Source organism: Colwellia sp. 6_MG-2023, assembly GCF_030547765.1.
GTDB lineage: Bacteria > Pseudomonadota > Gammaproteobacteria > Enterobacterales > Alteromonadaceae > Colwellia.
The window spans coordinates 42,562-59,734 of record NZ_JAUOPP010000015.1 but is presented as its reverse complement, the minus strand read 5'-3'; the positions used below and the strand labels follow the sequence as shown (position 1 = coordinate 59,734).

Below are 17,173 nucleotides of genomic sequence, written 5' to 3'. Positions count from 1 at the left end.
AAATTATGCCAGGTACATTAGCTGAAAAATTTTGTTTTGTACAAAGCGCTATTCCAAAAAACATTACTAAAACATTAATAGACCGAGCGCATAGCGGTAAACGTTTTGTTAGAAAAATTGGCGACCCACAGTGGTGGGAATTTGATTTTGTTACACCACCTTTACGATATGACGAGGCGATGGAATTGTACGCTTTTGTGTGTACACAAGGTGGGCAATATGGCTCGTTTTTTGTTCCTAACCTTTTCCCGCAAATAGCAACCGGACTTAGCGCTAAAGTTGCGCCTAATATTTTGGTTGGTGCAGACAGTTTTACATTGTCTTCATCTAATTATATGCCCGGAGACTTTATTCAATTCTCAAGTCACGACAAAGCTTACCTAGTGACAAATGTGACGAGTACGCATGTGAGTATTTATCCCAAATTAAAGGCTGCAGTCGGCTCAGGTAGTCCTATCAAATATGGTGAAGATGTACTGTTTAAAGTGTCGCTACAAAATGATGAGAATGACTTATTAATTGATGCCAAAAAAGGTAAGTACAGCTCAGTTAAACTAGATTTGGTGGAGGACATTTAATGTTGAATTTAAGCCCTGAATTACTGACGGCAATTAAAAATAATCATCAATTTTGCCACATCGTAACTTTGTATTTAAATACGGTAGTTCGGTACACAGATAATGACACCGATGTTGTGTATAACGGTGATACATATCAAGCCAAAGCATGGCTTGGTATGGGCGATGCAAAACAGTCTGCAAAGCCACAGGTTAACAAAATACAACTTGAATTTGGTTTGTCTGATCAAACGCTTCTTTCCATTATTGGTGGCTCTCCATGGATGAATAGCAAAATAGTGATTGAACGCGCTTATCTTGACGATAATTACAACATTATTGGCACTCTGCATATTAAAACGGGCCGAATGGATAACCAGGAACAAACACACAATGATAAACAATCAACGCTAACAATTTCAGGCTCAACTAATTGGGCTGATCATGAAAAAGAAGCCGGCACAAAATGCAATGTTGAATCTCAGCAGCGCTTTTATCCTGACGATTACGGTTATGAATTAGGCCCGTTAATTTCAGATGATGAGCCTTGGGGCAAAAACCGTATTACTGGCGCTACTACTGCTGTAAAAACCAGTAACGATTTTGAAGCTGATACGGAGATACATTAATGGCTTTTTGGCTTTATACTGCAACAATAGCTGTAATCTCACACGTTGCTTCATGGTTGGTACCAGATATTCCAAAGCAAGATGGTGGCGGTGCAAGTATTACAAAACCCGATACCGACACAATGGAAGCGGTTATTTATGGGGAAATGGGGCGTGTTGCTGGTACTACTCAGCATTTAGCGACAAATGATGCTGATAATGATGATGTAGAAAATGATTTACTACACATGATTATTACCTGGGGTGAGTCTGTTTCAGAAATTATTGATGTATATGTAGATGATATTACTGCTACATCTACGGCTTGGAATGACAGTAAAAATTCAGCAAACAAATGGCTGTGGTGTTATAACTACGTCAATGGTTTACGTATATCTTCTTCACCATTACTTGAAAAAACTGGCTTTAATATTACGCGTCATAAATTCACCGAAAAAGCGGTAACTTATATTCGTGCAGAATGGGACAATGGAAAACTATTTAACGGTAAGCCTAATTGTTTAGCGCATGTCAAAGGCCGAGCTGTTTGGGACCCAAGAACTGATGAATGGGGTTGGTCTGATAATCCCGTATTATGTCTTTTAGACTATCTAACAAATATTCGTTATGGCAAAGGCATGTTGTTAGATGATATTGATATTAACTCATTCAAAATCGCAGCTGATATTTGTGAAACGCAAGTAGAAACAGAAATAGGCTCAGGTGAATATCAAAACTTATTTACGTGCAATATTCGTATTGATACAACCAATACCGTTAAAGACAATGTTGATATATTATTAAAAGGTTGCCGAGGACTTTTACCCGAAATCAACGGCATTACAACCTTAATAATTGAGCAAGATGATGCTGTTACTTCTGAAAAAATCACAGAAGATTTAATCACCGGCAACATCAAGATAAAAGAATCTGGTGCTAATGAACGATATAACCGCGTTATTGTTTCTTTTATTGATAAAGAACAAAACTGGAAAAGCCAAGAAGCTATTTGGCCGGCTACTGCACAACATAACCTTTTCAAAGCTGAAGATAATGGCAAGTTACTTGAAAAGAAAATTACGCTAGAAACAGCAACTAATTACAACGAAGCACTTCAAATGGCGCGCATACTTTGTTTGCTTAGTAGAGAGGCGTTAAGCGGAACTATCGAGTGCGCGCCAGAGTGCATTCAATTTACGGTTGGCGACATTGTACCTATTAGTCATTCTTCACCAATGTGGGTTGATAAGCCTTTTAGAATTACTAATGTTGATTATCATAAAGAAGGTACAGTCACATTACATGTTAGAGAGCATCAGCCGTATATCTATAATTGGGATGGTGTTATTCGTAGTATTCCTGATGTTACTTATCATGATCCTCGTAATGTTCAATCACCAACAAGTCTTGCATTATTACCATTAGCTGATTCTAAGCTTGAATTGACTTGGGAAAGCAGCCGCACCACATTTATTGTGCATGTTTACAATAATGATGATGTCATTGTTTTCAAAGGCGAGCCGAATGAAAAAAAATTCATTATTGAAAAGCTTGCACAAGGAAGTTACAGCGCAGAAGTAGCTGCAGTTAGTGGTGTTGGTTATCTTTCTGACTGGTCAGTAATCCAATTTAATATTTTATTACCAACAGTACCTAGTATTACGATTGATTCAATCTCTGATGATAGTGTGTCCTTATCTGCAACAGTTGGTGGGTTACCTAGCTTAGAAACAACCTTTCTTTGGCAATTCTTAGGTACAACTAGCTCACCAGTTACCGCTAAAGTTGTTAAGGGCGATATCTTTACTTATACCGGTTTGTTGCCAGAAACCACATATAAATTCAAATGTAGAACCGTAAACATTGCGGGTGAATCTGACTGGGTAGAAATTTCAGCAACAACGTTAGAATCAAATGCACTTGTCTCTAACATTAGCATTGAGCAGTTAGATGAAAACCTTGCAAGTATTATAGGTGAAACGAATAGAGACTTTGCACAGCTTAGTGACAGAGTAACAGAGGAAGAAATTCGCACTATTGAAAACCTTGGAAGTGATATAGAGGCTGAGATTCAGCTACAAACTAATACAGTTAAACTTGATGGTGCTGAAAGCAATATATCTACTTTGAATATCCAAAGCGCAGGATACACTTCTGTACTGAACCAAATAACACATTCACAAACTGGAATTTTGGCTCAGGCTAATGACTATACGTATAACGGTGTAGGCCGCTGGGTCGGTAGTACTTGGTACGAAGGAGCTATATCCGAACGTATACGTAACGTAAGAATTGAAACAGCAAGCGGTTACGCAAGAGTTAACGAAATAACACAAGCTTTTCAAGATGTGAACGGCAATTTAGTTGCTCGTGGCGGCATGTTAACAGACGTTAATGGCACTATATCAGGCTTCATTAATCACAATGATGGTCTAGAGCCTCAATTTGATATTCTTGCTAGTAAGTTTCGTGTAGGCAGATGGGTAAATGGTGAATTCATCCCTCATTTATATCTAACGTCTAATCAAATGATATTAGAAGATTCATGGGTACTTGCCGAAACAATTCAGACAGGTACAGGTGCAATATCACATGTAGGTGGCAAACCTGTATTTAACAATCAGGCCAGGGTTGCTATTGGTGATAACTTTGGCCTCCAATCCGTTATCGTAGCAAGTTCTGCTAATGTTGGTATGGCTGAATTACGTAGCAATGGTTACCACACTTTCGTAAGGGGTTCGTCTAGCCCTGCAATTACTATTAAATCAAGTAATGCAACACACTCAGGCGGTACAGCTATTAAATCAGAGGCCACTACAGGTATAGCAGATTTTGCAGATGGTGTTGCACAATTTACAGCGAAGCATCCATTCCTTACACCATTAAATTTGGGTGTTGAGCCAACAGGTAAATTGGTTGCTGAAACGAATATATATAAACATTCTGATGTAAACAATGCGCTGTCGTTTGGCGAACTGAGCACAATACCACGAAGTCGTATGGCTGTTGGTTCACATGCTCAACGTACTAAACTTTGTTCAGAAAAAGATGAAACGGTTGCAGGTCTTTCATTGACAGAAGAATCTGCATTACGTAGCACTAACGCATTAAGTTATATCAACGGGTTAGGTGAAGGTCTTATGTGGGTTTGTTCTGAGTCTGGCGATATAAGTAAAGGCCAGTGGTTGTGCTCATCTTCTACTAAAGGCCATGCAATGCTTCAAACTGATGAAACCACCGGTGACTATGAGAAATATTTTACAGACTACACTGTCGCAAAGTCGAGAGAAGATGTTGTGTGGGATAACGAACCCAGTAATACAAAACTTATTGCTGTTTATTATAAAGGAGGTTAAGAATTTATGAATTGGTATACAGCAGAGCGCGTAACAGTTTCTAGTGGTTCGACTATTGTCCGAGTTGTCAGCGGTGAATCAGTTGCGGCTATCCGTGCACATGACGGTTTAGAGATAAATTCATTTAATGCAGTAGACATTGAGCTTACTTATACGGAAGAAGGCACAGGCGATCAAGTTATACAACTCGTTCGTCCTTGGCCTCATGCTTCCCAAACTGAGCAAGCAGCGCAAGTAGTTCCAACTGCAGCACACTTTAATGACAGTGTTCAGGTGTTAACTAACACATATGAGCATGTATTCGCCCAATTAGGTTCTTATTTCTCGTTTGGTACTCAAGCAACAGGCAATGTCACGTTTAAAGCGGTTCGTGTTGATGAGAGTGACGTCACTGTGCGTTGTATTAATCAATGGGATGCGGATTTGTCTACCTTAGAAGCCTCTGCTTCTAGTTCGGTTGCCGACCTTAACGCCATTGATACTGCTATTAATGGTTCGGGTGGTTTGGTGGAAGTAGCCGCACAAGTTAGCGACGATTTAGAAGCGGTTGATGCTGTACTCTCTGGCTATGTCGCTACGGCTAAAACATACCGAGATAATGCGTTAACATACCGCAACACAGCCGAAAATTATCGCGACGAGGCTGAGGGCTTACGTGACACCACTTACAGTTACCGAAACGAAGTAAGTGGTTGGCATACTTCTATTAGCGGTTGGAAAACTGCTGCCGAATCTGCACGAGATTTAGCAGAGCAATATCGTGATGAAGCCGAAGCATTTAAGGATCAAGCCGGTCAAATTGTTGGTGGTAATTATGTTGATCAATCAACAACGGTAAACGGTAAAGCCTTAAGTGAGGATATAGTACTAGATCATGAAGATGTTGGAGCAATATCTAGTGTCGGAGGTAAGCACCTTAAGTACTTCTATTTTGGTGATTATGATGAAACCGACAGCGCTAACAAAGGCATTAGAGGGTACGTTAGAGATAAAGAGATATTTCTTGCCGCAGATACAGGGGAGGAATCTAGGGGGACTGAGCTTTATTTAGACGGTAAGCGTGTTTATCACACAGGACACTTACCTGATGCAGGTGATGTTGAAGCGTTACCAGAACACCAAGTAACAACCTCAGCCTATGGTTATTCTACAGATTTAAATAAAATCACAGATAAGAATTTAATAACAACGTTGAGTGGGTCTTATACTAATAGCCCTCTTGGTTCTGGCTCTTCAAACGTGACAGGAATACTGAAAGTTGAACGTAGAGCATTTGATGCAGGGTTCGCTGTGTATCAAGAGGTAAAAATACAGGGTGGTTCTGTACATTGGAGATATGGGACAGGTCAACCTTTAGTTTTTGGAGATTGGAACCAAGACTTTAGTGAGAATCACTTACCAGAAATTTCAGAGGTAGTGGGCTTACAAGACAAATTAGATGAAATCGAGCTTTTTGCTCTAGCAGGTTTATAAACTATGACGTACGCAACAACAACATTAAAGGCTAATGCCGAGGCTATTATAAGTGATCTTGGTTCTAGCCCTACAGTAAAAGAATTAACAATTGCGAGTAAAGCAGCACAAGGATTGAACTGTTCAAATTACAGTGTGTTAGAAGCCGCTATTCAGGCAAAGATTGATGCACAAACTACAAGTACACCTGATACAGAAATAATGTTGGCCTCACTGCTTGTGGGTGCTACACAAGCTAAAACCCACACGTATTTTGATACACACACTGTAACAACCTCTAACTCATCCTACCCTATACCAGCTAACGCTAGTCGTTGTTGGGTTTCAGCTACATCTGGTGGTTCTGGTATTTATGGGGGTTCAGTAACAGAGTATGAAATAGGTGTAAGTCCTGGGGGAACTCTGAATATTGTCGCAGGTACTAATATAACCGTAGGAAATCTACAACTTCGTTCGGCAGGAACTTCAGGGAATGTCACAGTAACTTTTGCTGGTGTAGTACAGCCAATAGGATCATTGGGTGTTAATACTCCCGTATATGGCAACCGTTCAACCATAACACTTAAATTTGAAATAGTAGAGGTAGTAGAATAATGGCAACATATACAATAGTAAAAAATGGCGTAGTAGACAATGTGATTGAAGCAGATATGGATTACATAAATACCGTACACAGTGATGATATAGTAATAAAGGGTTCTTATCCAATTGGTTATTTATTTAAAGATGACCATTTTGTATCACCTGAAGTTCTCACAGTTCCGATTGATGATGTTGTAGGTGTACCTGTCATCACACCTAAACCAGTAGCACCTTTATCTAACTTAGTGATAGATAGTCCGGCTAATAAAGTTGGTGATATTTACTGGTTACAAAGAGATACAGATGCTGTTGTTACTGCTGATTTAGCATTACCTGATGGTGAATACATGATCATGGCAGAACGTGTTGCCAATGCCACGAATGTAATTGATGATGTACGTTTTGTAGCAACTATTTTGAATGGTAAGTTTACAATGACTGTTCATTTCCCAATAACCGGTAATTACCTATTAACAGCAAAAAGAATGAACGAAGGTTTAGACCGTATCGGTTCGCCTGTCCACTTATCGTTTGATGATGTCGAGTTTGATGTTTACGTTTAACGCACATTAAAATATAACTTTTCGCACTCGACATCACTTATCGAAGAAAGTTTATTGCATTTTATAGTTTTTAAGTAGATAGTTTTCCGTACATAAATCTTGAACAAAGACTTTAAATTTATAGCCTTTAGTGATGTTTGAGTACGTTGCCTTTCCCATGTTTTTAAATTCAATATGGCTAACAATATCACCTTTATCAATAGAGCAACCTTCCAACACCTCAATAACCACATAATCAGTATAACCTTCAATTTTTGCAGCATACGTTTGGGTATCTTTATTAATATGACTAATTTCAGCTTTCATAATTATCCTTATTGTTTATATATTACTTTTACCATTAATAAATGAATTAGCCAAATTAATTAAATTTGAGCCATCCCCAACAGTAACAATATTTGCGTATTTATTTAGGGTCATTAGCAATTTATCTAGCTCTAAAGGATTTTCAGGTTGCTTAACAAAAATGGAAACTAACTTATACGCCTCTTTAAGTTTAGTGCTAGTCACAACATATTCATATTCGCTAATATCAGAAAGTAAGTAAGTTAAATTGAAAATTTTATATCCACCAACTATGCTAGCATCGAATGCCATAGCGAATATAGTTTTAGTATAAGGCAACTTGTCCTGTTCATCAGTTGATTCGATATCTTCGTATTCAACTATGTATTTCCCTTTAGGAAATGCATAAGGCATTTCTTTCATTGTTTTTGCGACAAAACTAGGAGAAGACACATTGCTAATAACAGATGAAACATTATTACTTAGGCTAATAGTAAGTAAAGTAATATTTGCTGCCGCTCTCAACCACTCTAATAATTCATTACGGTTAAAATTTCTTTTCATTCGACTAATTCACCTTTATCTATTTTAAGATTGGGTATGTAATTTTAAATAGAGTTTAACATTAGGAAAATAGAAGTTTTCGCAATTATCGCAGTTCTACCGTTTAATTTTCGCAAGCGGCGTCACAAATAACAGGCTAAAAATAGTGGGCTAAAATGGAGCGAAGCGAACAGCCCGCTGTTTTTAGTCCTTGTTGATTTTCTTGTTATATAGCCTTACGCACCCAAACCAGATGCAAAACTATATGTATTATTAAAAATATGGCTGGACATAAAAACAAATAGAACTCAAACCAGCTACTACCAATTTTAAACAATTCACCGTCAAAGTTAACACCTGACCAATAAGTAAATGCCAAAGCTAGTAAACCAAAGATGAGAAATACCAACCGAGTTTTATGCTTTAGCTTTAAACCCCAACTTACAGAAGTTAAAGCAATGTAGCCAAAAATTCCAAATACAGAGGTTACAATCCACTTAAGGCTGAAAATAATAGGTAAATCAAGAATACTACCAACTGCGCCGATTAAAGCGAAAAGTGCGAGGATCACCATCAATGTTGATGGAACCCAAGCCAGAATAGTAGTTAATCCAATTAGCAGATTTCTCATAAACCTCTTTGGCTATATAACGCCTCGTTAAGAGGCAATAAAATAGTTGGCTAAAATTAGCGACGAAGGAGCAAAAGCCAACTGTTTTTTGTCCTTTTAAACGACTTGTTATGCCGCTATTCGACTCGACTATCCATAGGATCATGTCGCTGAATATAATCAGTTGCATTTTGTAAATGACTCGCATCTTTAATGTTTGTGCAAGCTTTACCACCCCACAATTGCTTTTCATGTAACTGCTTTAATATGGGAAACTCTTTTCTTATTAATCTAGAAGTGTACCCAAGAATTGTTTGAGAAATAAATGGAGGCTCTGCATCCCCTTGAACAAGTATATGTATATGATTCACAGCCGCAGCAACAGCATGAACTTTAAGATCAATACTTTCTGCTTTTTCTGTAAGTAATTGCTCCAACCTTTGTCGAATAGCTTCATCAAATACACTCTTCCTGTATTTAGTAGCCGCTGTAAAATGGTAACAATTTTCAAAAGCATCGTATTCTGAACGATAAAACATAGTGCCAATTTCTCCTTGCGGCATAACGCCCAATTAACAGGCAAAAAATAGTTGGTTAAAATAAGCGACGTAGGAGAAAAAACCAACTGTTTTTTGTCCTTGTTTAATTTCTTGTTAGGTGACGTTTTGCACCATACTGCGCTTTAATTTTTTTATTTGAAATAGGCTTGCGGAGACAAAACTAATACCTATGCCAAATAAAAGCAAACTTGGTAACCATAAAGACATAAAACTATTTATTCTTGGATTTTTTATCTCTGCGTCACTATAAATAACGGATACTTGCTCTTGTTCTTTATAACAAGCAGGGCTGCAACCAAAGCTAGATTTAAATGTGTGGTAGTTCTGATTATCATCTTGAAATTCTATTTTAGGGTATAAAGAATCTTCTTTTTGAATTAACTCAATAACCGTACCTTTTGATAATAATGCACCATCAATAAAATCAGATGTATTTTTGGTAACATAAAAGCCACCAAGTACCATCAAAATACCAAGAACCAAATATAAATATCCAATTTTGATACTGTTATTCATCTTGCGTACGATGCGGAACATATTTGAGTTACCTAACGCCACGTTAAGCGGCAATTAATAGCTGGTTAAAATAGCGAGGAACGAGCAACAACCAGCTGTTAATTGTCCGTTTGAACGCCTTGTTATGAGTAACTTAGGTTAACTCAAAACGCTACACTATTAGTAAAAACCTAATTTGTAAATGAAGCTTAACTTGAGCTACTAAATACACCTTAACGAACTGATGGTTTTGCCACAAAATTCCCTTCAAAAAGCAAAGCCTATTAGTGGCTATTGATAAACCTTACCTAGCTCAACTCGTATGAAGCGCTTACAAAATTAACTTATTACAACAACACTGTTTATAAGTATTTACTGACAAAAAACAGCATACTCATAACGCCTACTTAAGCGGAAAAATATAGTTGGCTAAAATGTTGAACGGAGTGAAAACAGCCAACTGTATTTTTTCCGTTTGAAGTTCTTGTTAGGCATTTTTTACTCATTGCCTGATAATTGAGGATAATAATCTACATCTCTAGAACCAGAGAGACCATAAATTATATCAACTAGCTCAAGGGACGAATTATTAGCAAATGCAACAGAGGTTAATGTGGTGAAATCAATTATTTCCATATTTGGAAGTGTTATCCACGCATGTAATTTCATTTTTGGATCCGTAATCAACCCTTTACTTAGCATATCAAGTAGAACACTTAGTTCCATTTTATGTTGGTATTCACCGTTAAGTTTAATATAACCTAAAGTGAAATATGCTTTTGCACCTAATAACTCTTCAACAATTGGACGCATCATATAATGCACTTTAAAACATTGGCCTGCGATAACACTAATATCACCGCGAACAGCCTCAACTAGTTTTTCTCTTAAAGTGTCTATAATTTGTTTTGTTAATAAGCTTCCTTTGATAGAAGGATGTTGTACAGCTTTAAAGCCATTTACAGCACCTAGTTTTAACGAATCGTAAAATTTATTTTCATATGAATTTGACACATAACCTCCTTGAATGCCTAACGCTAAACTAAGCGGAAAAATACAGTTAGGCTAAACTGCGCGAAGCGCGAGCCAACTGTAATTTTTCCGTTTGAGTGCCTTGTTATATGCAAATTATATCGAAGTTTCAATGCTTTGTTTTGCTACAACATCATTCTTTAACATTAAAACAATTATGTAGACAATATTAAGTGGAGGCACAATGCATAATAAGACACCGATTAGTGTTGCTACTTTGGGTGTAGAAGTTTTACGTTTAGCTAAGTAGTAACTTAAACCACCTATGATAAACATGGAGAGGAAAACAAACTGACCGAATAGAGTCGCATTGATATTCATGTGCATAAATCCTTTTGCATATAACAGCTTATTATGTATACGGCTCAGTAATGTCCGTTTCATAATTATTATTTAATTCGTAATAATATCTTATAACTTCAACGGATTAGAAACAATAAAAATATAATATAAACCGAAGTACAGATATTACTAAGCCGGCTCAGTAACGTCTATACTTTATAAAAACTACAAATCAACGTAAATTCAGTTAGATAGGCAGTTATATTGAGTGATGTTTGCCATTTGTAATATATTACTGAGCCGGCTCAGTAATATATTTTTATAAGTATGTTTGATATTTATTTAATTAAAAACTATAACTGTATATATATACAGATAACAGGGTTTAATTATGTCTCCATCTCCTTTTTTAGAAAGCATACGTCATATTATTCGTACGATGCACTACAGCATACAAACTGAAAAAACCTATTTAGTATGGATAAAGCGCTTTATTCTATTTAATCAAAAGCGTCACCCTAAGGATATGGGAGAAGAGGAAGTTAGTAACTTTTTAACTCATCTTGCCGTTGATCGGAATGTAACCTCATCAACACAAAACTTAGCCTTATGCTCCATTGTTTTTATGTACAGACATGTATTTCAAAGAGAATTAACATTATTGGCGGGTACAATTAGAGCTAAGACACCAACAAGAGTGCCTACTGTATTATCAAACGATGAGGCCATGGCTATTATTAACGAATTAAAGCCGCCCTATCACCTCATGTTTAGCATACTTTATGGATGTGGGCTAAGAAAAGCAGAGCTTCTGAGATTACGAATAAAGGATATAGATTTTTCAGGTAACTCAATTTATGTATTTCGTGGTAAAGGAGCTAAAGATAGGATAACACTGTTACCCAGCACTCTGATAGACCCATTAAAAGACCAAATTGCAAAAGTTGAACACATTCACCAGAAAGATTTAGCTGAAGGTCAAGGAAAAACGAGTCTACCTGCTGGATTAGCCCGAAAATACCCATATGCTATTACCGAGTTAAAATGGCAATACATATTTCCTTCTACTGTTAAGTGTCAACACCCAACAGACGGCTATTTTTGTCGTCATCATCTACATTGGACAGCACTAAGCAAAGTCCTTAGAAAAGCATTAATAAAAACAAATATTCATAAACGCGTTACCGCTCATACTTTTAGGCACAGCTTTGCCACGCAATTACTATTAAATGGTGCCGACATAAGAACAGTACAGGAGCTACTAGGACACGAAGATGTTAAAACGACTCAAATTTATACTCATGTTATAGGTCAACATTCTTCTGGAATTTTAAGCCCTATTGATAGAAATAAGCATTAGAAAATATAGGATAAAAAAATTAAGGTTAACGTCAACAATACGCACTAAGTGATCGTTAATATTTCAAACGTGAATGACAGCTTTGGTCACTCAGGAGCCTGTTAGGGGACGAACAATTATCATTGTTCGTCTATGACTTCAAGTTCATAGCTGCCGTTCACAATTTCTATATGAAATTGAAGTTCATACCTTTTTATGGGTATTAATCATAGAATATTCAAACTAGATTCAGATTATATTTCGTATGTGTAATACTGTAAAAGAACAAATAAAATATTAATATTTGACAGTCTTAAACCTTTTAGTTACTTGCTTCATCTAATTAACGACTTTAATCATTTACCAAGGGAAACGATGAAATATTTATTCTCCGCCTTCTTCACAACTTCATTACTTATCTTAACCAACTGTAATTCAGCCAAGGCATTGGAAGAGATTCCACTTTCTATGCATACATCACTTAACCAACAATTGGCGATCAATAATGAAAGATATGGGGTCGTTGGCCAGTCGGTTTTAATTCTAAAGAATCATCAACAACTTTATCGAGGTCAGCATGGAGTCGCTAACATCGAGCTGAATGTTGATATTACTGAAAGACACATTTTCCCTAGTTATTCTATTACCAAACTATTAACGAGTGTGCTGATGATGCAGCAAGTTGAGAAAGGGAATGTTGATCTTAAAAAATCAGTCCGAACATATTTACCCTATCTCTCAAAAAAATGGCAGTCAGTTACGATAGAGCACTTATTAAGCCACACATCTGGTATTCCTCGTTATTTTGATATAGCAATGAAAAAAGGTATTTTTTTACCAACCAAAAAAGCAGTTTTCTTGTCTCTTATTGATGAACCTGAACATTTTGAAATAGGCACAAAAAACAGCTATAACAATACAAATTTCCTCCTACTCTCTGCTATTTTAGAAGCCAAAGCAGGTAAGTCTTATCAAGCATTAGTGTCAGAGGAAATCATTAATCCTTTAGGATTGAAAAATACAGGGCATACAAGCGCAAAAGATATCATCAACAACCATGTTACTAGTTATCGTGGGGCTAACGGTAAAATTAGAAAAAATACGAATATTGATTGGCCAGAATATACATTTTCACATTCTGCACTTTACTCAACCCCTGAAGACCTTGCAACATTTATGACCGCACTCGTAACTGGCAAATTTGTCAGTCAAAAAACTTTAAAGCAGTTGTGGCAACCAATGAAGTTGGCTGATGGAAATAAAGGACGTTATGCATTTGGATTTGAGTACGCTTTTGAGGATGGATATTATCACTTTGGTCATGATGGTGGTAATCATGTGAAGCTACGCCATTATTTTAATCCCAAAGATAGCGCAGATAATTATACACTTGTCTATGCGACTAATGGCAATGCCTATGATGTTTGGACTGATGTATTGGCAGATAGTTTAATGGCAATTGTTGAACCTGATAAATTTGAAATGGCAGCCATAAAAGAACAGTTTTTAAGTAACATTTTAGAAAAAAATGATCAGGGTCTAATAGAAGTCTACAAAGCAGTGTCGAATATTTTCAATGGTGATGAAGCATTGATAGAGCGTTTTTTACTGTATCGTGCCTATGCGATTAGGTATGGTAGTGGAGCGGAATCTTCAATTCCCGCTTTTAAATTTTTAATATCAAAATTTCCGAATTCAGATCTTGCTCATCAAGCCTTGACTGATGCAAATGCTGCAATTAATCAATAAATGGTTAAGCTATATTAAACGAAATAAACTTTATTTTTGACAGCGATTAAATAACCAATTTATTAGCGAAAATAATTATTTGAACGACAGCAATGGTGGCTTTGCTGCCTATCATCGTGAAGATAGCTCAAAGCCTTCTGAATACAAATACAACTCAAAAGCTATTGATGCTAATGACCGTTTTGTCGGTTATGCTCTAGCTAGTCAAACAAAGAATAATATCACCCAAGCACAAAATGAACTTAATTTTATTAATGATAAACCAGATGTAATTAAGTGCTTATACTAAATGTTCTCAGATGGTAGCTTTAGACTATAATAACTGACATCTTCAATGTAATTAGCTGGTTAAATTTATATAACAGCCCACACATATAACATTAAATATAAATCATTAAGTTAATAGCACCCTTCCCCTTTTATAAATGCTCCTATCTTCTAAATTGTCCTTAATTCATCTGCACTTATCATTTTAAAATTTATTTATCTCCCTTATTCAATCAAATATTTTGATTGAAAACACAAAAATATTTCGCTTTTCAATTAATAAATATAGGTACATTATTTTATGAAAATTCAACTTTGATTTTTATAGGGTAAATCAATGAACATTAATACATATGAAGATGCTAGCACTGATTTAGATATGGATATAGATCTTGATCTTGAGGAAGATATAGATGCAGATGCGGATTTAATTTTTGACACTGGCATCGCAGGTTTCGAAATTGCCTATGGTTCAAAAAATAAAGAGATGATTAAGAAAAATCTTAAAAGATCAGCAAGACAACAATATCAAACTAGACAAAAATTAGATTCTATACGTGAAAAAAGAACATTCGAAAAAGAAAACAACTCGTTTAGCGATTATTGGGATAGCTAACAAACACCACCTAAGAGAGAACAACATGAAAAAAATAGTAGCTTTTACATTGTTAACTTTGTTCACCAACATAGCTTGCAGCCAAGATAACGACAATGAATTAGAAGACGCACCAAAAAGTTACATACAAAACTTGTTTAGTGAATGTAAGGAATATGCTGAGCTAGAAGAAGTAGCGTCAGAAAATTTAAATACATATTTATTACATTGTATTAATGAAGAGTTAGAAACTAGCTTTTATAAACGTATAAGCTCTCTTCCTACTGAAGAATAGATTATGCAATGAGAAGATTTATTGACTCAAATTACTTAGCTCATTTACAAAAGTGATCTATTTAATTTGAGTCTTTTTTAAATTTTTAGATAAGGAAATAATTGAATCGTTTGCTCAATAATATCTTTTTTCTGGCTTTTAGCTAAATAAGCCGCAAAAACTTCTCGTGAATACACTGGCGCCTTTTCAACAACAAACAACTGATTTTTTTCAATATATTCAAATGCCATTTGCCTTGGTAAATATGCACTTCCCCCCGCATCAAGTAAAAAATTCAACGCTATTCTCGGCTGACTCATATAATGTTTTGCTGGGGTCATATCTTGAAAATCTCGTCTATATTGTGCATTAAGCGCATCACCATAATCCACCATAATAAAATTTTCTAATGAGGTCAGGTTATCCAAATCATGTGGCTCAGTTGTCACTAAATGTAAAGGAACACTTGCTACCTTTTCAGTAATAAGATCTTCAACAAAAGGAGGTTCAAACAGAAAAGCAATATCAATAACGCGACTAAGCACACTTTTTCGTAATTCAATGGGTGAATAAGTATTTGTCAACAAGCTAACATCATCCATATTACGATGAATTTTTTTTAGCCAATCTTGTAACACTATATCCCATATTGACATCATAGAACCAACAACAAGCTGATGAGAATCATATTCAGACATACCAACATCTTGTTTAGCTTTCTGCCACATAAACAAAAGTTCATTAGCATGTTTAATTAATCTATGACCTTCTGACGTTATTTTTAAATGTTTTTGACTGCGATCAAACAACAAAACCCCTAAGTCGTCTTCCAATAATTTTATACGCGCACTTACTGCTGATTGCGTAATAAATAAGTTTTCAGACGCAATTCTAAAATGTAGCGTTCGACTCACTTCAAGGAACGTTCTTAATAATTCAATTTTCATTATACTTCCAAAACCGCCTGTAATCACTTTTTTTGATTGAACACATCAAAATATAGCATTTTATTATTTAACAGTCTGACTATACACTGCACTACAATTATTACATCACTTTTTAATAAGAAAGAGTGATAAACAAAGGTTTAAATTATGAAAATTGCCATTTTATCCAGAAACCCAAAATTATATTCTACTCGACGCTTAAAAGAAGCTGGTGAAGCTATGGGTCATGAAGTTGATATTATTGATACTCTACACTGTTATATGGATATTACTAGTAGCCGCTCAACAGTGCGTTACCATGGTAAAGAATTGCCTATGTACGATGCAATTATTCCACGCATTGGCGCTTCAGTAACCTTCTATGGTACCGCTGTTGCACGACAATTTGAAATGATGGGCACATTTAATATTAATGAATCAGTTGCTATTAGCCGTTCACGCGATAAATTACGCTCATTACAGCTGTTATCTCGTAAAGGTATTGGCTTACCACGTACAGGCTTTGCAAGTAAACCTGATAACATTAAAGATTTAATTAAAAATGTAGGTGGTGCACCTGTTGTTATTAAATTATTAGAAGGTACGCAAGGCATTGGCGTTGTTCTTGCTGATACAGCTAAAGCAGCTGAAGCTATTATCGAAGCTTTTATGGGCTTAAAAGCCAATATTTTAGTGCAAGAATTTGTCAAAGAAGCTGGTGGTGCTGACATTCGTTGCTTAGTTATTGGCGGTAAAGTTGTAGCAGCAATGAAACGACAAGGTGCTGAAGGTGAATTTCGCTCTAACTTACATCGTGGTGGTAGCGCTGAAGTGGTTAAATTATCAAGAGCAGAACGTGAAACAGCCGTTAATGCCGCTAAAGCAATGGGATTAAATTTATGTGGCGTTGATTTACTTCGCTCACAAAGTGGCCCAATGGTAATGGAAGTTAACTCATCTCCAGGCCTAGAAGGCATTGAAACTGCAACAGGTAAAAATGTTGCAGGTATGGTCTTTGAATTTTTAGAAAAAAATGCGAAGCCAAATAGAACACAAACACGTGGCAAAGGTTAATAG

19 protein-coding genes are annotated in these 17,173 nt (G+C 36.1%); 12 read left to right on the top strand and 7 right to left on the bottom strand.

The window, feature by feature from the left end:
- Positions 1–5 precede the first annotated feature (5 nt).
- The 6 genes from Q4503_RS10980 to Q4503_RS10955 are packed head-to-tail and all read left to right on the top strand — an operon-like array spanning position 6 to position 7,139.
- Positions 6–578, top strand: coding sequence for a hypothetical protein (locus tag Q4503_RS10980; RefSeq protein WP_303602279.1), 573 nt, complete (start codon positions 6–8; stop codon positions 576–578).
- Positions 578–1,186, top strand: coding sequence for a DUF2163 domain-containing protein (locus Q4503_RS10975; protein WP_303602278.1), 609 nt, complete (start codon positions 578–580; stop codon positions 1,184–1,186). The genes Q4503_RS10980 and Q4503_RS10975 overlap by 1 nt, the downstream gene beginning before the upstream one ends.
- On the top strand, positions 1,186–4,521 hold the full coding sequence (locus Q4503_RS10970) for a phage tail protein (RefSeq protein ID WP_303602277.1): 3,336 nt from the start codon (positions 1,186–1,188) through the stop codon (positions 4,519–4,521). The genes Q4503_RS10975 and Q4503_RS10970 overlap by 1 nt, the downstream gene beginning before the upstream one ends.
- 6 nt (positions 4,522–4,527) lie before the next feature.
- Positions 4,528–5,994, top strand: coding sequence for a hypothetical protein (locus Q4503_RS10965; protein ID WP_303602276.1), 1,467 nt, complete (start codon positions 4,528–4,530; stop codon positions 5,992–5,994).
- A 3-nt stretch (positions 5,995–5,997) separates the two neighbouring features.
- Complete coding sequence (locus Q4503_RS10960; RefSeq protein ID WP_303602275.1) at positions 5,998–6,588, top strand: hypothetical protein; 591 nt, start codon at positions 5,998–6,000, stop codon at positions 6,586–6,588.
- Positions 6,588–7,139 carry a hypothetical protein gene (locus tag Q4503_RS10955; protein ID WP_303602274.1) on the top strand — a complete coding sequence of 184 codons (552 nt, stop codon included), beginning with the start codon at positions 6,588–6,590 and terminating at the stop codon, positions 7,137–7,139. Before Q4503_RS10960 ends, Q4503_RS10955 begins: the two co-directional genes overlap by 1 nt.
- Positions 7,140–7,190: 51 nt before the next feature.
- Here the strand turns inward: Q4503_RS10955 and Q4503_RS10950 are convergent, their stop codons facing one another.
- From Q4503_RS10950 to Q4503_RS10925, 6 genes are all read right to left on the bottom strand, one after another.
- Positions 7,191–7,445: a hypothetical protein gene (locus tag Q4503_RS10950; protein WP_303602273.1), complete on the bottom strand. Its 255-nt coding sequence runs from the start codon at positions 7,443–7,445 to the stop codon at positions 7,191–7,193.
- A gap of 15 nt (positions 7,446–7,460) precedes the next feature.
- Positions 7,461–7,988, bottom strand: a complete 528-nt coding sequence (locus Q4503_RS10945) for a hypothetical protein (RefSeq protein WP_303602272.1) — start codon at positions 7,986–7,988, stop codon at positions 7,461–7,463.
- A 205-nt stretch (positions 7,989–8,193) separates the two neighbouring features.
- Positions 8,194–8,598 carry a hypothetical protein gene (locus Q4503_RS10940; RefSeq protein WP_303602271.1) on the bottom strand — a complete coding sequence of 135 codons (405 nt, stop codon included), beginning with the start codon at positions 8,596–8,598 and terminating at the stop codon, positions 8,194–8,196.
- Between the two features lie 116 nt (positions 8,599–8,714).
- Positions 8,715–9,116 carry an IS200/IS605 family transposase gene (tnpA, locus tag Q4503_RS10935; protein WP_303602270.1) on the bottom strand — a complete coding sequence of 134 codons (402 nt, stop codon included), beginning with the start codon at positions 9,114–9,116 and terminating at the stop codon, positions 8,715–8,717.
- 114 nt (positions 9,117–9,230) lie between these two features.
- Positions 9,231–9,674, bottom strand: a complete 444-nt coding sequence (locus tag Q4503_RS10930) for a DUF3592 domain-containing protein (RefSeq protein WP_303602269.1) — start codon at positions 9,672–9,674, stop codon at positions 9,231–9,233.
- A gap of 456 nt (positions 9,675–10,130) precedes the next feature.
- Positions 10,131–10,646: a hypothetical protein gene (locus tag Q4503_RS10925; RefSeq protein ID WP_303602268.1), complete on the bottom strand. Its 516-nt coding sequence runs from the start codon at positions 10,644–10,646 to the stop codon at positions 10,131–10,133.
- A gap of 691 nt (positions 10,647–11,337) precedes the next feature.
- On the opposite strand from Q4503_RS10925, the gene Q4503_RS10920 reads away from it, so the two are divergent.
- The 5 genes from Q4503_RS10920 (at position 11,338) to Q4503_RS10900 (ending at position 15,191) form a co-directional block, all read left to right on the top strand.
- On the top strand, positions 11,338–12,306 hold the full coding sequence (locus Q4503_RS10920) for an integron integrase (RefSeq protein WP_215971940.1): 969 nt from the start codon (positions 11,338–11,340) through the stop codon (positions 12,304–12,306).
- 354 nt (positions 12,307–12,660) lie between these two features.
- Positions 12,661–14,034, top strand: coding sequence for a serine hydrolase (locus Q4503_RS10915; protein ID WP_303602267.1), 1,374 nt, complete (start codon positions 12,661–12,663; stop codon positions 14,032–14,034).
- Between the two features lie 79 nt (positions 14,035–14,113).
- Entirely contained in the window at positions 14,114–14,323 is a 210-nt protein-coding gene (locus Q4503_RS10910) for a hypothetical protein (RefSeq protein WP_303602266.1), read from the top strand.
- A 315-nt stretch (positions 14,324–14,638) separates the two neighbouring features.
- Positions 14,639–14,917, top strand: a complete 279-nt coding sequence (locus Q4503_RS10905) for a hypothetical protein (RefSeq protein ID WP_215971937.1) — start codon at positions 14,639–14,641, stop codon at positions 14,915–14,917.
- A 25-nt stretch (positions 14,918–14,942) separates the two neighbouring features.
- Positions 14,943–15,191 (top strand): hypothetical protein, encoded by a 249-nt coding sequence (locus tag Q4503_RS10900; protein WP_215971936.1) that lies wholly within the window; start codon positions 14,943–14,945, stop codon positions 15,189–15,191.
- Between the two features lie 77 nt (positions 15,192–15,268).
- Here the strand turns inward: Q4503_RS10900 and Q4503_RS10895 are convergent, their stop codons facing one another.
- Positions 15,269–16,117: a LysR family transcriptional regulator gene (locus tag Q4503_RS10895; protein WP_215971935.1), complete on the bottom strand. Its 849-nt coding sequence runs from the start codon at positions 16,115–16,117 to the stop codon at positions 15,269–15,271.
- Positions 16,118–16,264: 147 nt separating this feature from the next.
- Here Q4503_RS10895 and rimK point away from each other — a divergent pair, with 147 nt between their 5' ends.
- On the top strand, positions 16,265–17,170 hold the full coding sequence (rimK, locus tag Q4503_RS10890; protein ID WP_215971934.1) for a 30S ribosomal protein S6--L-glutamate ligase: 906 nt from the start codon (positions 16,265–16,267) through the stop codon (positions 17,168–17,170).
- Positions 17,171–17,173 lie beyond the last annotated feature (3 nt).